At 61.8% G+C, this 20,086-nt stretch carries 18 protein-coding genes; 10 read left to right on the top strand and 8 right to left on the bottom strand.

The window, feature by feature from the left end:
- Positions 1-309 precede the first annotated feature (309 nt).
- The 7 genes from V7714_RS17380 (at position 310) to V7714_RS17350 (ending at position 8,540) form a co-directional block, all read left to right on the top strand.
- Positions 310-1,056: an RNA polymerase sigma factor FliA gene (locus V7714_RS17380; protein ID WP_335710845.1), complete on the top strand. Its 747-nt coding sequence runs from the start codon at positions 310-312 to the stop codon at positions 1,054-1,056.
- Positions 1,057-1,131: 75 nt separating this feature from the next.
- Positions 1,132-1,872, top strand: a complete 741-nt coding sequence (locus tag V7714_RS17375) for a flagellar motor protein (protein WP_290331651.1) — start codon at positions 1,132-1,134, stop codon at positions 1,870-1,872.
- Between the two features lie 128 nt (positions 1,873-2,000).
- Positions 2,001-2,744, top strand: a complete 744-nt coding sequence (locus tag V7714_RS17370; protein WP_335710844.1) for a lysophospholipid acyltransferase family protein — start codon at positions 2,001-2,003, stop codon at positions 2,742-2,744.
- Between the two features lie 11 nt (positions 2,745-2,755).
- Complete coding sequence (locus V7714_RS17365; RefSeq protein WP_335710843.1) at positions 2,756-3,682, top strand: isoaspartyl peptidase/L-asparaginase family protein; 927 nt, start codon at positions 2,756-2,758, stop codon at positions 3,680-3,682.
- A 270-nt stretch (positions 3,683-3,952) separates the two neighbouring features.
- Positions 3,953-6,400, top strand: coding sequence for a DNA translocase FtsK (locus V7714_RS17360; RefSeq protein ID WP_335710842.1), 2,448 nt, complete (start codon positions 3,953-3,955; stop codon positions 6,398-6,400).
- Between the two features lie 339 nt (positions 6,401-6,739).
- A complete protein-coding gene (locus V7714_RS17355) occupies positions 6,740-7,624 on the top strand; it encodes a sensor histidine kinase (protein WP_335710841.1) in 885 nt (294 codons plus the stop codon).
- Between the two features lie 136 nt (positions 7,625-7,760).
- Positions 7,761-8,540, top strand: a complete 780-nt coding sequence (locus V7714_RS17350) for a LytR/AlgR family response regulator transcription factor (protein ID WP_335710840.1) — start codon at positions 7,761-7,763, stop codon at positions 8,538-8,540.
- Here the strand turns inward: V7714_RS17350 and V7714_RS17345 are convergent.
- Positions 8,527-9,006: a nuclear transport factor 2 family protein gene (locus V7714_RS17345; RefSeq protein WP_335710839.1), complete on the bottom strand. Its 480-nt coding sequence runs from the start codon at positions 9,004-9,006 to the stop codon at positions 8,527-8,529. The genes V7714_RS17350 and V7714_RS17345 overlap by 14 nt on opposite strands.
- A gap of 99 nt (positions 9,007-9,105) precedes the next feature.
- Between V7714_RS17345 and V7714_RS17340 the strand changes: the two genes are divergently transcribed.
- Positions 9,106-10,074: a GlxA family transcriptional regulator gene (locus tag V7714_RS17340; RefSeq protein ID WP_335710838.1), complete on the top strand. Its 969-nt coding sequence runs from the start codon at positions 9,106-9,108 to the stop codon at positions 10,072-10,074.
- Positions 10,075-10,247: 173 nt separating this feature from the next.
- The gene (alaS, locus tag V7714_RS17335) at positions 10,248-12,866 is read left to right on the top strand and encodes an alanine--tRNA ligase (RefSeq protein WP_335710837.1); all 2,619 of its coding nucleotides are present in this window, start codon (positions 10,248-10,250) and stop codon (positions 12,864-12,866) included.
- A 121-nt stretch (positions 12,867-12,987) separates the two neighbouring features.
- On the opposite strand, the gene V7714_RS17330 is transcribed toward alaS, so the two are convergent.
- From V7714_RS17330 to V7714_RS17320, 3 genes are read right to left on the bottom strand one after another with little or no spacing between them, the layout of a single operon-like run.
- The gene (locus V7714_RS17330) at positions 12,988-14,067 is read right to left on the bottom strand and encodes an enoyl-CoA hydratase/isomerase family protein (protein WP_335710836.1); all 1,080 of its coding nucleotides are present in this window, start codon (positions 14,065-14,067) and stop codon (positions 12,988-12,990) included.
- 30 nt (positions 14,068-14,097) lie between these two features.
- A complete protein-coding gene (locus V7714_RS17325; protein ID WP_335710835.1) occupies positions 14,098-14,778 on the bottom strand; it encodes a hypothetical protein in 681 nt (226 codons plus the stop codon).
- Positions 14,735-15,511, bottom strand: a complete 777-nt coding sequence (locus V7714_RS17320; protein WP_335710834.1) for an enoyl-CoA hydratase — start codon at positions 15,509-15,511, stop codon at positions 14,735-14,737. Before V7714_RS17320 ends, V7714_RS17325 begins: the two co-directional genes overlap by 44 nt.
- Before the next feature lie 115 nt (positions 15,512-15,626).
- Here V7714_RS17320 and V7714_RS17315 point away from each other — a divergent pair, with 115 nt between their 5' ends.
- Positions 15,627-15,953, top strand: coding sequence for a hypothetical protein (locus V7714_RS17315; protein WP_335710833.1), 327 nt, complete (start codon positions 15,627-15,629; stop codon positions 15,951-15,953).
- A 96-nt stretch (positions 15,954-16,049) separates the two neighbouring features.
- Here the strand turns inward: V7714_RS17315 and V7714_RS17310 are convergent, their stop codons facing one another.
- From V7714_RS17310 to V7714_RS17295, 4 genes are all read right to left on the bottom strand, one after another.
- Positions 16,050-16,673, bottom strand: coding sequence for a GNAT family N-acetyltransferase (locus V7714_RS17310; RefSeq protein ID WP_335710832.1), 624 nt, complete (start codon positions 16,671-16,673; stop codon positions 16,050-16,052).
- Positions 16,674-16,929: 256 nt separating this feature from the next.
- The gene (gene tldD, locus V7714_RS17305; RefSeq protein ID WP_335710831.1) at positions 16,930-18,381 is read right to left on the bottom strand and encodes a metalloprotease TldD; all 1,452 of its coding nucleotides are present in this window, start codon (positions 18,379-18,381) and stop codon (positions 16,930-16,932) included.
- A gap of 46 nt (positions 18,382-18,427) precedes the next feature.
- Positions 18,428-19,213, bottom strand: a complete 786-nt coding sequence (locus V7714_RS17300; protein ID WP_335710830.1) for a substrate-binding periplasmic protein — start codon at positions 19,211-19,213, stop codon at positions 18,428-18,430.
- Positions 19,213-20,070: a carbon-nitrogen hydrolase family protein gene (locus V7714_RS17295; RefSeq protein ID WP_335710829.1), complete on the bottom strand. Its 858-nt coding sequence runs from the start codon at positions 20,068-20,070 to the stop codon at positions 19,213-19,215. Before V7714_RS17295 ends, V7714_RS17300 begins: the two co-directional genes overlap by 1 nt.
- Between the last annotated feature and the right edge of the window lie 16 nt (positions 20,071-20,086).

Raw genomic sequence — 20,086 nt, 5'->3', positions numbered from 1 at the left:
GGCCGGATTGGTAGATAGGCCGTGCCACCAGCGCACACCGCCATCATCAAGCACCTCAATGACTTGCACATGGACCGCCACACCGCGCACGCCAAGCCGGTTGCCAGCCTCCCAGGCTTGTCGTAAGTTTCGTTCCAAAGGCACCCGCGCCAGCAAAGCCGGCGCTGGGCCTGGAGCCCATGAGGTGCCAGCCGGCTGCTCCATATAATTCAACAAAGCGCACGTCAGCTGTTAATCTTGGATTGCCACATTGGCAAACCGGCCAGCGTGGCGCATAAAGAAGCCATACCCTCCCACCTGATGTCGAGCATGCCCACGTCCCGCGCCATAGGTGCATATCAGAAACACGCCACCGATCCGGTGGAAGAGCGCGTCAACAACTTTGCCCCGCTGGTCAAAAAACTGGCCTACCACCTGGTTGCCAGGCTGCCAGCCAGCGTGGAAGTGGATGACCTGATACAGGCCGGACTGATCGGCCTGATGGATGCTGCCCGTAACTTCGACCCAACCGCAGGGGTGTTGTTCGAGACCTATGCCACCCAGCGCATACGTGGCGCCATGCTGGACGAACTGCGCGAGGCCGACTGGCTGCCAAGGCAGCTGCGCCGCTCCATGCGCGATATCGAGGCCGCGCTGGTCAAGCTGGAGCACAAGCTTGGGCGTGCCGCCAATGAGTCTGAAGTGGCAGATGCCATGAACCTGCCCCTGGCAGACTACCAGGAACTGCTGGCCGATTGCCGGGGCCACCAGCTGATCTATTACGACGACCACGACAGCGAAGACGACAGCCGCAGTGCGCTGGACGCCATGGCGGCAGACCACAAGTCCGACCCGCTGAATGAGATAGATGACAACGCCTTCCGGCAGGTGCTGATCGATGGCATAGCCAGCCTGCCAGAGCGGGAGAAAATGGTCATGGCCCTCTACTATGAGCAGGAGCTGAACCTCAAGGAAATCGGCGCCGTACTGAATGTCTCCGAATCACGCGTCTGCCAGTTGCACAGCCAGGCCGTCGCCCGTTTGCGTGTCAAGCTGCGCGATTGGACACAGAAGTAAGCATGGCGTCACCAAGCAAGGCGCAATCTGCTATAAACGGCAGCAAACCAGATCACACAGAGATTACCCGTACACATGGATAGACTGAGCATAATCGGTATCCTCCTCGGCATTGCGGCCATCGTTGGCGGACAGGTGCTGGAGGGCGGCCAGATTTCTTCGCTGCTGCAGGTCACCGCCCTGTTGATCGTCATGGGTGGCACCATGGGTGCGGTACTGCTGCAAAGCAACGCCGCCAGCTTTATCGGTGGTGTCAAGATGCTGCGCTGGGTCGTGGCACCACCCTTGGTAGAACTGGAACCCTGGGTCAAGTCCATGGTGTCCTGGAGCAACACCGCCCGCCGAGGCGGCCTGCTGGCACTTGAGACCCCCTTGATGAACGAGAAGGATCCCTTTATCAAGCGTGCCTTGCAAATGCTGGTCGACGGTGCGGAGCCCGAGGCCATACGGCATACCATGGAACTGGAAATCACTGCCTACGAAGAAAAACACCGCGCTGCTGCCAAGATCTGGGAATCGGCCGGCGGCTATGCACCCACCATAGGCATTCTGGGCGCCGTCATGGGCCTGATCCATGTCATGGAGAACCTGACCGACCCCGCCAAGCTGGGTTCAGGCATCGCGGTTGCCTTTGTCGCCACCATATACGGCGTGGGTTCGGCCAACCTGTTCTTCCTGCCCATAGGCAATAAGCTCAAGCAGGTGATCGCCAGCGAGGTCAAGCGGCGCGAACTGGTCACCGAAGGCCTGGTTGCCATCGCCCATGGCGAGAACCCGCGCATTATCGAGAGCAAGCTGCGCGGCTTCCTGGTCTAAGCCGTGCGGCGGCCCTGCCTCCCGCCCCGCCGTAAGGCCCAGCTCGCCCGCTTGGCGAGCGCGCCTAGGCCTGCCAGTTGCACACCTGGTCCAGGCCCAGGCTGGCTGGCCACACGGCTGGCTGCGTCATGATCGCCCTGTTGCGCCTGCTCTGGCGCGTACTGGCCATATTGGATTTCGTCTTCTATACCCCCGTGCTGCTGTTGCTGGCACAACTGCCGCACGGTCTTATCCGGCGCATCTATCCACCGTTCTTCCATGCCTGGTGCCGCGCCTTTGTCCGCGCCCTGGGGGTAGAGCTGCGTTTACACCAGCATTACCGTGGTCAACTGCCCCAGCACTATGTGCTGATTGCCAATCACCCTTCCGCCTTTGAGGATATCGGCATCCCGGCCCTGTTTCCTGTCCGCTCCTTGGCCAAGGCTGAGGTGGCCGATTGGTGGATAGTGGGCAGAGTTGCCGTTGGCGCAGGCACCTTGTTTGTCAAACGGGAATCGTCCGATTCGCGCAAAGCTGCTACCCAAGCGCTGATTGATGCCGCCCGCAGCGGTAGTTGCCTGGCGCTCTATCCCGAAGGTGGCTGCAAGGGCCGGCGCCTGGGTGGGCGCTTTTTCAGCGGCGCCTTTATCGCCAGCTTTGAGAGCGGCACACCCATCGTACCGGTGTTTCTGCACTACCAAGCCCAGGAGGCCTTCGAATGGGCCGACCAGCACCTTTTGTCGAAACTCTGGCAAATCGCCACGTCGCCCAATCCCCGGGCCGACTACCATGTATTTGAACCCATAGACCCCCGCAATTTCGACACCCCAGAGAGCATGAAGGACCATGCCTACCGGCTCTACCAAGGCTGGCAGAAGCGCTTTCTGGAATAACCGCCCCTGCCATGCCCATAGCCCTCGCCCTACACGGCGGCGCCGGCACCATACGCGCCGCCGACCTGACACCTGAACTGGAAGCCGAGCTGATAGCCGGCCTCAGCGCCGCGCTTGATAGTGGCCTGAGCATCCTGCACGCGGGTGGCGCAGCCCTGGATGCCGTACAGGCATCCGTCATCGCCCTCGAAGACAATCCCCTGTTCAACGCCGGCCGTGGCGCGGTGTTCAATGATCAGGGCTTTATCGAGATGGAAGCCGCCATCATGGACGGCACGTTCCGCACAGCCGGCAGCGTCACCGGCGTCAGGCGCACCCGCAATCCAGTACAGCTTGCTCGCCTGGTCATGGCCCATACCCCCCATGTCACACTGGGCTTCGAGGCTGCCGATGCCTTCGCAGCAAAGATGGGTCTGCCCCAGGCTGCCCCTGAATACTTCCACACCAGCAAGCGCTGGGAAGCCCTGCAGTCCGAGCTGGCCCGGCTCAGGGCGGGTGGTAGCGATGCCGAAGTAAGCGAGCAGGTGAAGCACGGCACAGTGGGTGCCGTAGCGCTGGACACCGCTGGCCGCCTGGCGGCAGCCACCTCTACTGGTGGCCGCACCGCCAAGATGGCAGGCCGCATCGGCGATACCCCGGTCATCGGCGCTGGCACCTGGGCAGACGACCTGGTAGCGGTATCGGGCACCGGCCACGGCGAAAGCTTCATACGCTGCTGCGCCGCCCACGAAGTCGCCAGCCGGGTGCGCTATATGGGCCAGCCGCTGGGCGACGCCTGCGACGAAGTGGTGTACGGCCAGTTGCTGGAGCTGGGCGGCAGTGGTGGCCTGATTGCGGTGGATTGGGAAGGCCATGTGGCCCTGCCCTTCAACTGCGAAGGCATGTATCGCGCCGCCGTGGATGCCAACGGCGAGCGCATGATCGCCATCTATCGTTAACTCCAGCCCTGGCCAGGCTACGCGGACTGGCACCTTGTTGCGTGAATGGCATGTCAGGCCCCGGGGCTGATGCGCTACAGATCGCCAGTTCGTACCAAGCTAAACCGCTGATGCTGTGGCGCTTCCTGGGTCTTGGCCGCATTACCAGCCGACCTGCAGGTGTAGATGGCAAGCCACAGAGTGTGAATAGGGCGCACTGTGCATCCGCATTCCTCCGTCATCAAATCCACCACGCTATAATCGCCCTCGATTCCCTTGCAGGCTGCATCCATGTTGTTCCAACGTCGCCCCAAGAACGCCCCCAACCCCGCCAAGCGTGATGGCACGCCCTTGCCCCCCCAGATCACGGCTGTATTGCGTGAGAGCTGGTGGTTGGCAGCGGTGGTAGCCGGCATCTATCTGGTCATTATCCTGGCCAGCTACAGCCCGGCCGACCCTGGCTGGTCGCATGCAGCCAGTGATGCCGTGGTGCGCAACAAGGGCGGTGCCTTCGGCGCCTGGCTGGCCGACGTTTTGCTCTATCTGTTCGGCTTCTCTGCCTGGTGGTGGGTGGTGTTCTGCCTGGCCGCCATCCTGTGGGGCTATCGCCGGCTGGAGAAGGTGGAACACAACCACCGCCTGGCCTTTGTTGCCATCAGCGGCTACCTGCTGCTTATCCTCTCCAGCTGCAGCCTGGAGGCCTTGCGCCTCAATACCTGGCAGATAGACCTACCCTATGTACCCGGTGGCATGCTGGGCCTGGCACTGGGTGGCTGGTTGTTCCACGCACTGGGTTTCAGCGGCGCCACGCTGATACTGCTCACCTGCTTTGGCATCGGGGTATCCCTGTTTGCCGGCGTTTCCTGGCTGGACCTGATGGAGAAACTGGGCGGCTGGATAGAAACCGCAGGGTTACGCCTGTTCAATCTCTGGCAGGCCCGGCAGGACCGCAAGATAGGCGAGGAAGCCGCCATCGCCCGGGAAGCGCGCGTCACCGTCGAGAAGCAGCGCTTTGAAGATGCACCAGCCCTGCGGATAGAAGAACCGCTACTGGAGATTGCACCATCCAAGGCCGTATTGAAGGAAATCGAACAGGAACAGAAAGCCCAGGAAAAGGCCAAGCAGGCCGAGGCCCAGCCTTCGCTGTTCAGCAAGGAAGAACTCCCGCCCTGGGATGAGGCCACGACAGCCCCAGCAGGCGTCAAACAGAAGACCGTCAGCAAGAAGACCCCTGCCCTGGTGAGCAGCAATCGCGCCGAGCTACCCAGCATTACCCTGCTGTCGCCGCCGCCGCCTACCCAGGAAGTCGTCAGCCACGAGACCATCGAGTACACCTCGCGCCTGATCGAACGCAAGCTGGCTGAATTCGGCGTAGAGGTCAAAGTAGTGGCCGCCTATCCCGGCCCCGTGATCACGCGCTATGAGATCGAACCGGCGGTAGGGGTCAAGGGCTCGCAGATCGTCAACCTGATCAAGGACCTGGCCCGTGCCCTGTCGCTGGTCAGCATACGGGTGGTCGAAACCATACCGGGCAAGACCTATATGGGCCTGGAACTGCCCAACCCCAAGCGCCAGATAGTGCGGCTGTCCGAGATACTCGGTTCGCAGCCCTATCACGATTCCTCCTCGCTGCTCAGCATGGCCATGGGCAAGGATATCTCGGGCAAGCCGGTAGTCACCGACCTGGCCAAGGCGCCGCACATGCTGGTAGCCGGCACGACCGGCTCGGGCAAGTCGGTGGCCATGAACGCCATCATCCTGTCCTTCCTCTACAAGGCTACGCCAGAGGAAGTGCGCCTGATCATGGTCGACCCGAAAATGCTGGAACTGAGCATCTACGAGGGTATCCCCCACCTGCTGGCCCCGGTGGTGACCGATATGAAGCACGCCGCCAACGCGCTCAACTGGTGCGTGGCCGAGATGGAAAAGCGCTATCGCCTGATGAGCGCCATGGGTGTACGTAACCTGGCGGGCTTCAACCAGAAGGTGAAGGAAGCCGAAAAGCGCGGCGAAAAACTGACCAACCCCTTCAGCCTGACCCCAGACAACCCGGAGCCCTTGGAGCCGCTGCCGTTGATCGTGGTCTTGATAGACGAGCTGGCTGACCTGATGATGGTGGCCGGCAAGCAGGTTGAACAGTTGATCGCCCGCCTGGCACAAAAGGCACGGGCTGCCGGCGTGCACCTGATACTGGCCACCCAGCGCCCCTCGGTGGATGTCATCACCGGCCTGATCAAGGCCAACATTCCCACTCGCTGCGCCTTCCAGGTATCCAGCAAGATAGACAGCCGTACCATCTTGGACCAGATGGGCGCAGAAAGCCTGCTGGGCCAGGGTGACGGCCTGTTCCTGCCGCCCGGCACCGGCTACCCGCAGCGCATACACGGCGCCTTCGTGGCCGACGAGGAAGTCCACGCCGTGGTGGAGTTCCTCAAATCCCAGGGCGAGCCCAACTATATAGAAGGCATCTTGACCGGCCAGGTCGAGGGCGCTGAAGGCGGCGCAGGGGAGTTCAGCCTGGGCGGTGGCGAGGGCGGAGAAGGCGACGATATGTATGACCAGGCCGTGGCCTTCGTACTGAAGAGCCGCAAGGCCTCCATTTCGTCGGTACAGCGGCAACTGCGCATAGGCTACAACCGGGCAGCACGATTGATCGAGCAGATGGAACAGGCAGGGCTGGTCAGCCCCATGGAAACCAACGGCAACCGCACTGTATTGGTGCCTGCGCGGGAAGACTAAGCGCCGCAACCAAAACCCAGCGTAGCGGTCATGGCTAGGCGCGCGCAGCTGGCAGTACGTGGGTACGGCAAGCTCGCACAACAACGACAAAAGGGTTTTGTTAGAGGCGCCAAGCAGGATCATCCCCTAGATGGGGGATAATCCCTGCTGCATTCTATCCGGCATAACTGCAGACCATGCCGCGCAGGCTGCCAAACATCCCTGCAGCATCGCCGGCTTTACACCACTGCATTACCTTGGGCACATGGCGAGCGAATACTCGCCCAAACAGTGTTAAACGCCCACGGAGCAGGCCTTATGAATCTTCCCAACGAGAACACAACAACGATGAAAGACTCGATGCGCGAGATTTGGCAACTGACTGTCAAACTATGGTGGCAGTTCTTCGACTGGCTCGCTGTCGTTCCCAAGAAGACCCTGGCACTCAGCATGCTGATGGTGCTGATCATCTGCAGCATGCTGTTCAACGATGCTGGCGCGCTGATACCCATCTTCGCGATCTTGATCCTGATACGGGTTCTGGCGGGCGGCAAGCGGCGCGCCGAGTTGACGGCCGATGCCGCCAACAAGCGGGCAGATACCGAGCAACTGGAACGCAGCCTGCTGGAGGCACGGATGGAAGCCCTGCAGGCGCAGATCGAACCGCATTTTCTGTTCAATACCCTGGCCAGCATAGACCAGCTGATCCAGACCGATCCGCCGCGCGCCTCACGCATGCAGCAATCATTGATACGTTATCTGCGCTACGCCATGCCGCAGATGCGCGAAGGTAGCCGACCCAACCTGGGCCAGCAGACTGCACTGTCCAGCGCTTTCCTGGAGATCATGGCCATTCGGATGGAAGGCCGCCTGCAACCCGAGGTACTGGTGCCAGATGGCCTCAAGTCGGCTGTGTTCCCCTCCATGATGCTGCAGACCCTGGTTGAAAATGCCATCAAGCATGGCCTGGAACCCAAGGCCGAAGGTGGGCGGCTGGAGATCAAGGCGGAGATTCGCGATGGTCTGCTGGAAGTCAGCGTCACCGATTCCGGCCTGGGCTTCGCCCCCAAGGGCGCAGGGGGTGTTGGGCTGGCCAATATCCGGGAGCGCCTCAAGGTACTGTACGGCAACAAGGCCGAACTGGTGATACTGGTACCACTGGATGGCGGCACCCGCGCCACCATACGGGTGCCTTACGAGGTAGCGCCGCAACAGGCTGCACCGGTGCGCAGCGAAGGCAGCTGAACCCGCTCCCCAGCCTGTGGCAAATCCATCGCCATCGCTGACGCCCCCCTCCCCACAGGTCGGCAATCATGCCGGCCTGTGCTATTTTTCACGCCAGTCGTCTTCCAGAACAAAGCCAGGACAAGAGGAAACCCACGTGAGCCATAAAGCCGCCCCGACCGCCGTGATTGCCGATGACGAAAGGCTGATGCGCGAACAGATCGTCTCCCGCCTCAAGGATGCCTGGCCCGAACTGGTCATCGTCGGCGAAGCCACCAATGGGCTGGAAGCCGTAGCCATGGCGCGCGCGCAAGAACCGGATATCGTCTTTCTGGATATCCGCATGCCGGAACTGGACGGTATCGGCGCCGCCCGCGCCTTGCTGGGGCAATGTCACGTGGTGTTTGTCACCGCTTACGATCAGTACGCCATCACAGCCTTCGAGCAAGGTGCGGTGGACTACCTGCTCAAGCCGGCAGACCCAGAGCGCCTCAAGCTCACCTGCCAGCGGCTGCAGGAACGTCTGGCCAAGAACGAGGAAGCGCCCAACGATATGGACGTGCTGCTGGATCAGCTATCCCGTCGCCTGGGCGGCGAAGGCAAGCCGCGTGACTATTTGCGCTGGATACAGGCCAGTGTAGGCAGCAGCATACGGATGATCAGCACCCGCGAGATATTGTTCTTCCGGGCCGAGGACAAGTACACCAGAGTGCAGACCGAGGGCTTCGAGGCCTTGATACGCAAGCCCATCAAGGAGCTGGCCGACGAGTTGGACCCCGATGAGTTCTGGCAGATACACCGTGCCATCCTGGTGCGGGTAGATGCCATCGACCAGGTCAGCCGCGATTTTCGTGGTCAGCAGATCGTGCAGATGAAGGGCAATAACGAAAAACTGGAAGTCAGCCGCAGCTTCAACAATCTGTTCAAGCAGATGTAGCCCGCTTGCGCTGGTAGGCCGCCAGGCCCGCCAGCGCCTGCTTGCGTATAGCCCCCTGCACCGGTGGCAGCCAACCCAGCAACACCCCCTTGCCCCCCAATGCCATGCGCGACCAGCGCCATAAATCAAAGACATCGCGGTGCCGCACGATAAGGCCATCCCTGAACTCGAAGCTGGCCCGGATATCGTTCACCACCATGCGGCCTGTCTGACTGAACTCATAGCGGGCAATCCAGTGGGCGCTGCCGCCATGGTCATCCGCCACCACCTCATCGAACTGCAGTGAAAACTGCTTGGCGCGGCTGCAAAGCATGCGCCACATATCGCCTGCCTCATGACCCCGCAGGCCGATGAATACCGGGTCATCGAATACCACGTCCGGGTGATAGCAAGCAGCCATGGCCTCGGCATCCTGTTGCTGAAAAGCCTGGTAAAAGCGTTGTATCAGTGCGGCATGGGGATGCATGGGCTGGCTCCGTTGGGTGGTAGGCATGGCTGCATGATGGACTGTCCTGACAAGAAAAGACAATGGCGTTAAAGCCAATAAATATGTCATTATCGCCAAATGTCTACCCGCCCTACGCTAAGCATAGCCCTCCCCCTCTGCTCTCAGGTCGCCGCCGGTAGCCTGTTGCCCGCAGAGGATTGCTTTCTGCTGGCCAACAAACTGGCGCAAGCCCCCTTGTTTCACCTGCGTCGGGTGACCGTGGACGGGCAGCCCCTGCAACTTGCCGGCCTGACCATCAACAATCCGGCCGATCCATCCGCCTTGGCCAGTGCCGACCTGGTGCTGATTCCCGGCCTGGGCCAGCAGCCTGACCTGATGGAACCCCAGCTGGCCAGCATGGCAACCCTGCTGCAAGCGGGCCGTGGCGGCCCCACCAAGCTTGCCAGCCTTTGCAGCGGTGCCTTTCTGCTGGCGGCCACGGGCAGGCTCGATGGCCGCCGTGCCACCACCCACTGGGCCCTGGCCAGCCGCTTCAGGCAAGCCTATCCTCGGGTCAAGCTCGACATCAGTGCCCTGCATACCGAGGATGGCGGGCTGTATTGCTCCGGCGGCGCCCATGCCGGGCTGGATCTGTGCCTGCACCTGATCGCCGGGCACACCGGCCCTGCGCTGGCGCGACAGGTTGCCAATGCCCTGGTCATAGACTGGCCCCGCCAGTCGCAAGCTGCCTATAGCGGACTGCAGCTCGACACCCGCCATGGCGACACCGCCGTGGCCCAGGTACAGGCCTGGCTGCACCAGCACTACGCCCAGGCCATCAGGCTAGAAGACCTGGCAGCCGAAGCCCATCTCAGCCCCCGTACCCTGCTGCGCCGCTTCAAGCAGGCCACCGGCGAGACACCCATAGGCTATCTGCAGCAACTGCGGATCGATGCCGCCAAACGGCTGCTGGAAACCAGCAGCCTGAGCGTGGATCAGACCATGGCCGCCGTGGGCTACGAGGACAGAGCCAGCTTTGGCCAATTGTTCAAGACGCTTGCCGCCTGCAGTCCGCAGCAATACCGCTTGCGGGTCCGCCCCGGCTGATGCAGTCGCCGCCGTGCCTGGCACTTGACCAAACTGCATACCGCCACCTTGGCTACATGCAAACCAACCCTATTGCCGCATCGCAACATCTACCGCGCAGCTCACGCAACAGCCCTGGGTTTCGGGCATAATTGACGGCTATTTCCCGACTTCCCGCACGGAACCAACACCTCATGCGTACCGCAGAAATCCGTCAGAAATTCCTCGGCTTCTTTGAGAGCAAGAACCATCAGGTGGTTGCCTCCAGCCCACTGGTGCCTGGCAACGACCCCACCATCATGTTCACCGTGGCGGGCATGGTGCAGTTCAAGGATGTGTTCCTGGGCAATGAGAAGCGCAGCTATACCCGCGCCACCACCAGCCAGAAATGCCTGCGTGCCGGTGGCAAGCATAACGATCTGGAGAACGTGGGCTATACCGCCCGGCACCACACTTTCTTCGAAATGCTGGGTAACTTCAGCTTTGGCGATTACTTCAAGCGTGATGCCATCACCTATGCCTGGGAGTTTCTGACCAGCCCGGCCTGGCTGGGCCTGCCCAAGGACAAGCTGATGGTGACGGTCTACGCCACCGATGACGAGGCCTACAAGATCTGGAACGAGGAAGTCGGCCTGCCGCCCGAGCGCATAGTCCGCATCGGCGACAACAAGGGAGCGCCCTACGCCAGCGACAACTTCTGGACCATGGGCGATACCGGCCCCTGCGGCCCCTGCACCGAGATATTCTACGATCACGGCCCGGAAGTGGCTGGCGGCCCCCCCGGCAGCCCCGATGAAGACGGCGATCGCTTCATGGAAATCTGGAACAATGTGTTCATGCAGTTCAACCGCGACGAAAGCGGCACACTGCACCCGCTGCCCAAGCCTTCGGTCGATACCGGCATGGGCCTGGAACGCCTATCCACCGTGCTGCAGCACGTCAAATCCAACTACGAAACCGACATCCTCTCCAGTCTGGTGCAAGCTGCCGCGCGCGAAACCGGCGTGCCTTACAGCCAGGACGTGCCTTCGTTGAAGGTCATTGCCGACCATATCCGCGCCTGTACCTTCCTGGTGGCCGATGGTGTGCTGCCATCCAACGAAGGCCGAGGCTATGTGCTGCGCCGCATCGTCCGCCGCGCCATACGCCATGGCTACAAGCTGGGCCAGAAGGGCCTGTTCTTCCACAAGCTGGTGCCGGATGTCGCCGCCGCCATGGGCGATGCCTATCCGCAATTGATTGCCGATCAGGATCGCATCGTGGCAGCCCTGCGGCGGGAGGAAGAGCAGTTTGCCCGCACCTTGGATATCGGCATGACGCTGCTGGACAAGTCGCTGGAGGGAGGCAAGAACCAACTGGACGGCAAGACCGCCTTTACCCTGCACAGCACCTATGGCTTCCCCATCGACCTGACCGCCGATGTCTGCCGCGAGCGCAATGTGCAAGTCGACATGGCCGGCTATGAGCGGGAACTGGCCGAAGAACAAGAGCGTGGCCGTGCCGCTGGCACATTCACAGCCGCGGCCAATGTCGAATACAGTGGCGCCGACACCGCCTTCCAGGGCTATGACCACAACCGCAGCGAAGCCAAGGTGCTGGCACTCTACAAGGATGGTGCCGCCGTCGCAGCCTTGCAGGCCGGCGATGAAGGCGTGGTGGTGCTCGACAACACCGCCTTCTATGCCGAAGGCGGCGGCCAGGTGGGCGATACCGGCAAGCTGGTTGCTGGCAGCAATGTCTTTGAAGTAAGCGACACGCAAAAGGTAAAGGCCGCCGTATTCGGCCACCAAGGCAAGCTCATCAGCGGCAGCCTGAAGCTGGGCGATGCCGTGCTGGCCAGCATAGACACCGAGAAACGCGTGGCTACCGCGCGCAACCACTCCGCGACCCATTTGCTGCATGCCGCACTGCGCAGCGTGCTGGGCACACATGTGCAACAAAAAGGGTCGCTGGTGAACAGCGAGCGCACCCGTTTTGACTTCGCCCACACCCAGGCAGTCACCGCCGAAGAGATCGCCCGCATCGAGGCCCTGGTAAACCAGGAGATCGCTGCCAACAATGCGGTCTCCGCCACCATCATGAAGCAGGACGATGCCCTGAAGGCCGGTGCCATGGCCTTGTTCGGCGAGAAGTACGGCGATGAGGTGCGCGTACTGAAAATGGGCGAGTTCTCCACCGAGCTTTGCGGTGGCACCCATGTGCAGCGTACGGGTGACATCGGCTTCTTCAAGATTGTCGCAGAGGGCGGCGTGGCGGCAGGCATCCGGCGGGTTGAAGCCGTGACTGGCGCCGGGGCGCTGGCCTATGTGCAAGGCCTGGAACGCGAGGTAAAGAGCGCTACCCAACTGGTGGGCGCACAGCCGGGCGACCTGCTGGGCAAGCTGGAGAAACTGCAGGCCGAGCAAAAGGCACTGGAGAAGGAACTGGCCAAGCTCAAGGGCAAGCTGGCTTCCAGCGCGGGCGACAGCCTGGCCGACCAAGCCATCGAGGTCAACGGCATCAAGGTGCTGGCGGCTGCAGTGGAAGGCGCAGACAGCAATGCCCTGCGCGAGATGCTGGACAAGCTGAAGGACAAACTGGGCAGTGCCGCCATCGTGCTGGCCTCGGTCAGCGAGGGCAAGGTAGCGCTGGCTGCAGGCGTGACGGCTGACCTGACCGGCCGCGTCAAGGCAGGCGAACTGGTGAACTTTGTGGCCCAGCAAGTCGGCGGCAAGGGTGGCGGCCGCCCTGACATGGCCATGGCCGGCGGCACCAACCCGGCCGGGTTGCCTGCGGCGCTGGCAGGCGTGGCAACCTGGGTACAGGCCAAGTAAGCCTGTACTCCACCCAACAAAAAGCCGGCTTATGCCGGCTTTTTGCTGGTACAAGGTAACGACGCGAGCCTAACTACCAGCAACCTGGCCCTGCAAGGTAAGCGTAGCGTCTGGCAGTTCCCTACAGGGGTGGCATAAAGAAACCCGCTATCAGTGCCTCATCGACCTCTGCCAGGCTGGCCGGTGACCAACGCGGCGTATTGTCCTTCTCCACCAGCAAGGCCCGGACACCTTCAGCAAAATCCGGGTGGCGGCAACATTGGCGCGACATGTTCAGCTCCATCTCGAATACCTGCTGCAGCGACAGGTGGCGGGCGCGCTGCTGTGCCGCCACGATCAGGCGCATGGAGGTGGGCGACCCGGCGGCCAGCTTTTTCGCCCCGGCGCGCAGCCACTCATCCGCCCCTTCGTAGCGGGTAATGGCCGCCACCATTTCGTCCACGCTGTCGTAATCGGTCAGCGACTGGATGGCATCGTAGTGGGCACGTATGGGCGACGGCGGCAGCTCCAGCTGGGTCAGGCGGCTAAGCTCGCGCAACTGACTGGAGAGCAGGCGCTTGTCCTGTTCTCCCTGCCCTGTCCAGGCAATTGCTGCCAGTTCCTGGCATAGTTCATCGCGCAAGCTGCTGGGCAAGGCAAAGTCGGCCATGCCGGTGAACAGGGCATCGGCGGCATTGAAGCTGGCCCCGGTAAGCCCCAGATAAATGCCCAGCCGCCCCGGCAGGCGATTAAGAAACCATGAGCCCCCGACGTCGGGGTACAGGCCTATGGTGACTTCCGGCATGGCAATGCGGGAGCGTTCTGTCACTACCCGGTGACTGGCGCCCACCAGCAAACCCAGGCCGCCCCCCATCACGATGCCATGTCCCCAGGCCAGAATCGGCTTGGGGTAGGTATGGATGGCGTAGTCGAGGGCATACTCCTCGGTAAAGAAGGCATCGGTCGTCGCAAAATCACCACTGCGTATGGCGTCATGCATGGCCACCACATCGCCGCCAGCACAGAAGGCTTTCTCGCCAGCCCCCTGCAGCAGCACGCAGACGATATCGGGATTGTCGCGCCACGCCAGCAGGGTTGGGGTCACTGTCCGTATCATCGCCAGGGATAGTGCGTTGAGCGACTTCTCGGCATGCAGGGTAATCACCCCGATCTGCCGGCCATTGGCGGTAGGGTGCAGTGCAAAAAGGGCGGGAGCAGTCATGGTATTTGGCGCAAGCGGTAAAGGTGGAAATCAGCAGCCACGGGTGTGGTACCAGATATTGTAACGACCCTTGCTGTCACGCAGGGGCAACCAGCCCTCCCGCACGACAGGGGGCACGGCCGGCTTGTCCTGGCAAGGATCAGGCACCAGCCTTACCTGCAACCACCAGCGGCGGCCCAACTGACGCTTGCCTATGATGCGGGGCAGCAGGCTGTCATCGCCCTTGAACAAGGCATACTGCTGGCCGTCGGGGGCAGACCACAGGCGCCTGTCCCAGTCTGGCGCAAAATAGTTCAGCTGATCCTGCCTTACCATGGCCACCATGGGTTTGAAGCCAGACGGCTGGGCATCGGGCAGCCAAACCCAGCGTATGGGTTGGCCCTGCAAGGCCAGGCGCAACCAGCCCGGCTGTTGCTGGTAGACCAGCGCATCTGCGGTCTCGTAGCCGGTTTCCAGGTACTGCAGTTGGTCGACTGCCAGTTGCTGCGTCGCAGCCGACTGCTGGGGCGCCGCGTATACAGTCACCCGGCCGGGCGCTACCCCCTCCAGCAGCCAGCGATCCAGTGCGGGTAGTTTGACCACACCTTCGGCGGCTGGCGGCGGGAAGTACTCCGGCTCATAGCTTGCCGCTGCCGCCACCAAGGGCAGCAGCAGTGCCAGACCCAGGCTAGCGGTTCTGCCAGACCGGCGGACGTTTTTCCAGAAATGCATTGACGCCCTCCTGCTGGTCCTGGGTGTCGAACAGATCGACGAACATTTCACGCTCCATAGGCAGCGCCGACCACATGGGTTGCTTGCGGGCAGCCTGTATCAGCTGCTTGCAGGCCGCCACCGAGGAAGGGCTCTGCTTGGCCACCTTCTCGGCCAGCTCCAGCGCCTTCTGGCGGGATTCGCCGCTGGCCACCACTTCTTCCACCAAGCCTATCCTGAGCGCCGTCTGGGCATCCAAGCGCTCACCACACAGTATCATGCGCTTGGCCCAACCTTCGCCCACCAGCCAGGGCAGGTGCTGGGTGCCCAGCCCGCCGGGCAGTAGGCCTACGGCAGCCTCGGGCAGGGCCATCACCGCGTGCTCCTCGGCAATGCGGATATCACAGGCCAGCGCGGCCTCCAGCCCACCACCCATGGCGTAGCCATTGATGGCAGCGATGCTGACGCCCCTGAACTGCGCCAGCGCCTCAAATGCCTTGCCGAAGAAAGTAATCATCTGCCTGGCGCGGGCCTTGTCACCACCCGCGAACACATTGAGATCAGCGCCCGCACTGAAAAACTTGGGGCCATTGCCAGTCAGCACCAGCGCATAGATTTCGCGGTCTGCATTGAGCTGCTCTACCATGGCCTTGAGGGCTGGCAGGCTGGTTTCAGTCCAGGTATTGGCGGGCGGGTTGTTGATGGTGATCAGCGCGGTATGGCCTACGCGCTCAAGTTGGAGCAGTTCGCTCATGGGGTCTCCTTGTTGGGCAGCCGACCCACACTATAACTTAGCCGGCCATGATGATTGACGTCCACGTCAATTTATCGCGACACTTCCACCTTTGTCACCCACAAAGCAACTCAACATGAAATTCATCGCCCTGATTGCGGCCTCGCTGCTCGCCACCACCGCCTTTGCCCAAGAGAACGCCGCCCCTGCTGCTGCGCCAGCCCCCGCCGCCGCACCGGCTGCCCCCAAGCACGAGTGCAAGGCCCCTAGCCACCCTGGCCGGAGTGCCAGCCAGATACGCATGGATGCCTTCAACAAGCAACACAAGGCCTACGGCGAGTGCATGAAAAAATACATTGATGAGCAAGTTGCCATTTCCAATGCAGCGGCGAGCACCGGTAATGCCGCCATCAAGGAATACAACGACTACGTGAAGGCACTGAACGAGACCAACGGCCAGTAGTGCAATAGTCGCGCATGAGCATTCCAGCAAATGGCCCTTTAAGTGGGCCATTTGTGTTTACGGGGATAAGGGCAGCGGCTACACGACCGATAGCAGTCAGTCCAGCTTATTGGCACTTTCCCTCAACCTGCCGCAAACCACACTGCTGGTGGCCAGCGTACCCTCGGACCAATCCCTTAGCCCTTGCCCGGCTGCATCTGCCCAGGTTTCCATGATCTCGCTGGCCAGGCTGACCGGGCTGGCAGGATGGGGTAGTAGCCGGGCTATGCCCTGCCCTTCTCCCACACTCAGCCGCATGCCCTGGTTGCGCGCCAGTTCCATCAGCTCGGTGTTATAGGGCAGAAAATACATGACCACCTCGACCACGCCCAGGTTGCGGGCATGCAGAATGGCGCGTCCAAGCATGCGGCCCGCCAGTCCCTGGCGGCGTTGGTCCGCATCCACGCTGACGCCTATTTCAGCCGTCTTGCCTTGCCCATCCAGCGCCAGATGCGTCAGGCCTATCAGGCTAGGCAGACCCTCGCGGCCCTGCCAAACGCCGTAATGGGCATCGCGCTCAAAATCCAGCCGGCGAACGTAATCCCGTATGGAATCATCGCTGGCGGGCCGGGCAAAGCGCTGCACCCGGTCTGTTTCATCCAGCCGCAGCAGGTGGGCCAGCATGGCAGGCGCATCGGCCTGGTTTAGCTGCCGCACCAGCATCATTGCAGTCGTTGACATAGCAAGCTCCTGTGTTGACCAGGGGTGCCGTGTTGTCTCCGTGCCGCGTGGCCTTGTGGGCTTTGTGCGCGGTACAGGCTACTTTTAAGCCCGCAGCCAAGGGATTGCAACCCGCCAGCAAACCATGTTGCATCGCAACAACCACAGCCATCAGGCAAGTACCTGCAAGCAGCGCCTCCCATGCAAAAGGCGTGTCGCGCTGCCGCGACACGCCTTCAAGGGAGCCTCCCAAAACCAGCTCGCGCCATCAACCCACTCAGGCCGTCCCTCCCACGGTCAGGCCGCCATCTATCCGTATGGTGGGCTGGCCCACGCCCACAGGCACGCTCTGCCCATCCTTGCCACAGGTGCCTACACCGGCATCCAGCTGCAGGTCGTTGCCTATCATGCCCACCTTGGTCAACACATCAGGGCCATTGCCTATCAAGGTCGCCCCTTTGACCGGGTACTGGATCTTGCCGTCTTCCACCCAATAGGCTTCGCTGGCCGAGAACACAAACTTGCCGCTGGTGATATCCACCTGGCCGCCTGCGAACTGAACGGCATACAGACCGCGCTTGATCGAGCCGATGATCTCTTCCGGCGACTTGTCGCCATTCATCATGACCGTATTGGTCATGCGCGGCATGGTGATATGGGCGTAACTCTCACGGCGGCCGTTGCCGGTCGGCGCCACACCCATCAGGCGGGCATTGAGGCTGTCCTGCAGATAGCCCTGCAGCACGCCATCCTCGATCAATACCGTGCGCTGGGTAGGATTGCCCTCATCGTCCACATTCAGCGAGCCACGGCGGTCTGGTATGGTGCCGTCATCCACCACCGTCACCCCCTTGGCCGCCACCCGCTGACCAACCTTGCCGGCAAAGGCAGAGCTACCCTTGCGATTGAAATCACCTTCCAGGCCATGGCCTATGGCTTCATGCAGCAGGATGCCCGGCCAGCCATTGCCCAGCACCACCGTCATCTCCCCCGCCGGCGCGGGCCTGGCGTCCAGGTTTACCAAGGCCTGGCGCACCGCCTCACGGGCATAGCCCTGCAGTCGCGCTTCGCTGAAGTAGCTGTAATCGTAACGGCCGCCGCCGCCCACATGGGCTGATTCACGCCGGCCATTGTGTTCTACGATCACCTGTATCCCCACCCGTACCAGCGGCCTGACATCGGCCGCCCGATGACCATCGTGGCGAGCAATGTAGATCACCTCATACTCGCCAGCCAGGCTGGCCATCACCTGGATCACGCGCGGGTCCAAGCTGCGGGCATAGCTCTCCAGCCCCTCCAGCAGCTTGACCTTGTCGGCCTCGGCCAGGCTGCCCAAGGGGTCCAGGGTGGCATATAACGGTCGCACCGCCGATGGCCGACGCGCTGCCCCTGCCAGCCCCTGTCCACCTTGCCGGCCTATGGCACGGGTTGCCTTGGCGGCCGAGTGCAGCGCCGCCAGGCTGATATCGTCCGAGTAGGCAAAAGCGGTCTTCTCTCCGCTAACCGCCCTGACACCTACGCCCTGATCGATATTGAAACTGCCCGATTTGACGATGCCTTCCTCCAGGCTCCAGCCTTCAGCTCGGCTGTACTGGAAGTAAAGATCGGCGTAGTCCACATCGTGGCGCATGATTTCGCCAAAAACCTGGTCCAGGGCGGCATCATCCAGGCTGTAGGGATTCAGCAGATAGTGTTCGGCCGTCTGCGTCGGCAAGGTAGTGCTGCTCATGTTTGTGCTCTTGTCATGGGTAGGCGCGCAGTGCACCAGGCTGCCACTAGTTTGGCCGGGGGCCAAGGTAGCGGCGCAGGATAGCAGTGAATTGCTGCTGCATGGGGCCAGCCAGCAGGGCTTCCCAGCGGCTCAGCTCGGCCGCGCCAAAACGCGACCGCGAAAAATACAGGCCCGCCCTGAGCTCATTGCGCTCAGGCGTCCAGTCCAGGGTGTGCACCTTACCATCTAGTGCGTAGCGCGGCAGCATCAGGCGGTACAGCATTGGGCTGGAAATCAGGGCGTTGATACGGCCGATTTTCATCTGGTGGTACAGACTTTCGATATCGGCCACTTCTATCAGTTCACCGCGCTCGCGCTGGCGGATAAGCAACTGCTCCCAAATCGCATCGCCGTATTTATAGGCTCGTACAATGCCCAGGCGAAACTCCGGCAATTCGTCCAGATCAGCCAGGCTGGTAGGCCGCCCCAGGCTTTTGAGCACCACCAGCTCATTGCCATTGCCCCAATAAGGCAGCGGCATGAACTGCCCAAAGCGATCGCGCTGTTCAGTAGGCAGGGCCGACAGTACCATGTCCGTCTCGCCCTGCTCGTACATCTTCCAGATCAATACCCTAGACAGTTCCGATACTTGAAAACGGCAACCGGTCGCCTGGCTCAGTGCCGCCACCAGATCGGGGTCGATACCTTGCGGCCTACCCTCCGCATCACGCCAATAAGCCATGCCAAACGGGTGGTAAGCCACCCGTACGGCTCTATCGGCACAGCCGTAGTCTGCCGGCACCGCATAAGCCAGGGTGGCAATCAGCAGCGCCAGGCAGTAGCGCAGCATCAGGCCAGCACTCGATGGCTCAATGCCGGCAAGCCCTGCCGTAGTCTGGCCTTGTAGTCGTGATCGATATCAGCCACCACGATGCCAGAACCACGCGGCAAGCGATCGAGCACGATACCCCAGGGGTCAACAATCATGCTGTCACCATGGGTCTCGCGGCCATTGCGGTGAAACCCGCCCTGGGCCGAGGCAATCACATAGGCCAGATTCTCAATGGCACGGGCACGCACCAGTGTCTCCCAATGGGCTCGTCCGGTGGTCTCGGTAAAGGCTGCCGGCACAATGATCAGGTCCACCGGCTGCATGCGGCGGAATAGCTCGGGAAAGCGCAGATCGTAGCAAATCGCCAATCCGATACGGCCAAAGGGCGAGTCGAACACCACCACTTCATCGCCAGGGGTAATGGTGGCTTCCTCGCGGTAGGTCTCCGTGCCCATTTCAAAGCCAAACAGGTGGATCTTGTCGTAACGCGCAACCTGGCGGCCCTGGTCATCGAACACCAGGGTGGAGTTCCGTACCTTGGCGGGATCTTCAGTCCACAGCGGTACCGAGCCGCCTACGATCCAGATGCCCAGCTTCTTGGCCGTCTTGGATAAAAAAGCCTGTATCTGCCCCTCGCCCGGCTGCTCACGCACGGCCACCTTGTCGGTATCCTTCAGGCCCAGAATGGCGAAGTATTCGGGCAGGACCACCAGCTTGGCGCCCTGCTTGGCGGCCAGCTTGATCAGGACTTCTGCCTCGGTCAGATTGGCCGATACGCTAGGGCCGGAAGCCATCTGCACGGCAGCAACCCGCAAGCCGCCGCTGGTGGCGGCACGGGCTGCGGCCTGCTGGCTGGTATGAGCACGAGTCGACATGATGTGTCTCCTTTCT

The sequence above is a fragment of the Chitinimonas sp. JJ19 genome (genome assembly GCF_036961565.1).
Taxonomy (GTDB): domain Bacteria; phylum Pseudomonadota; class Gammaproteobacteria; order Burkholderiales; family Chitinimonadaceae; genus Chitinimonas.
Note: the sequence above shows the minus strand (reverse complement) of the source record. Positions and strands in the feature narration are given on the sequence as shown.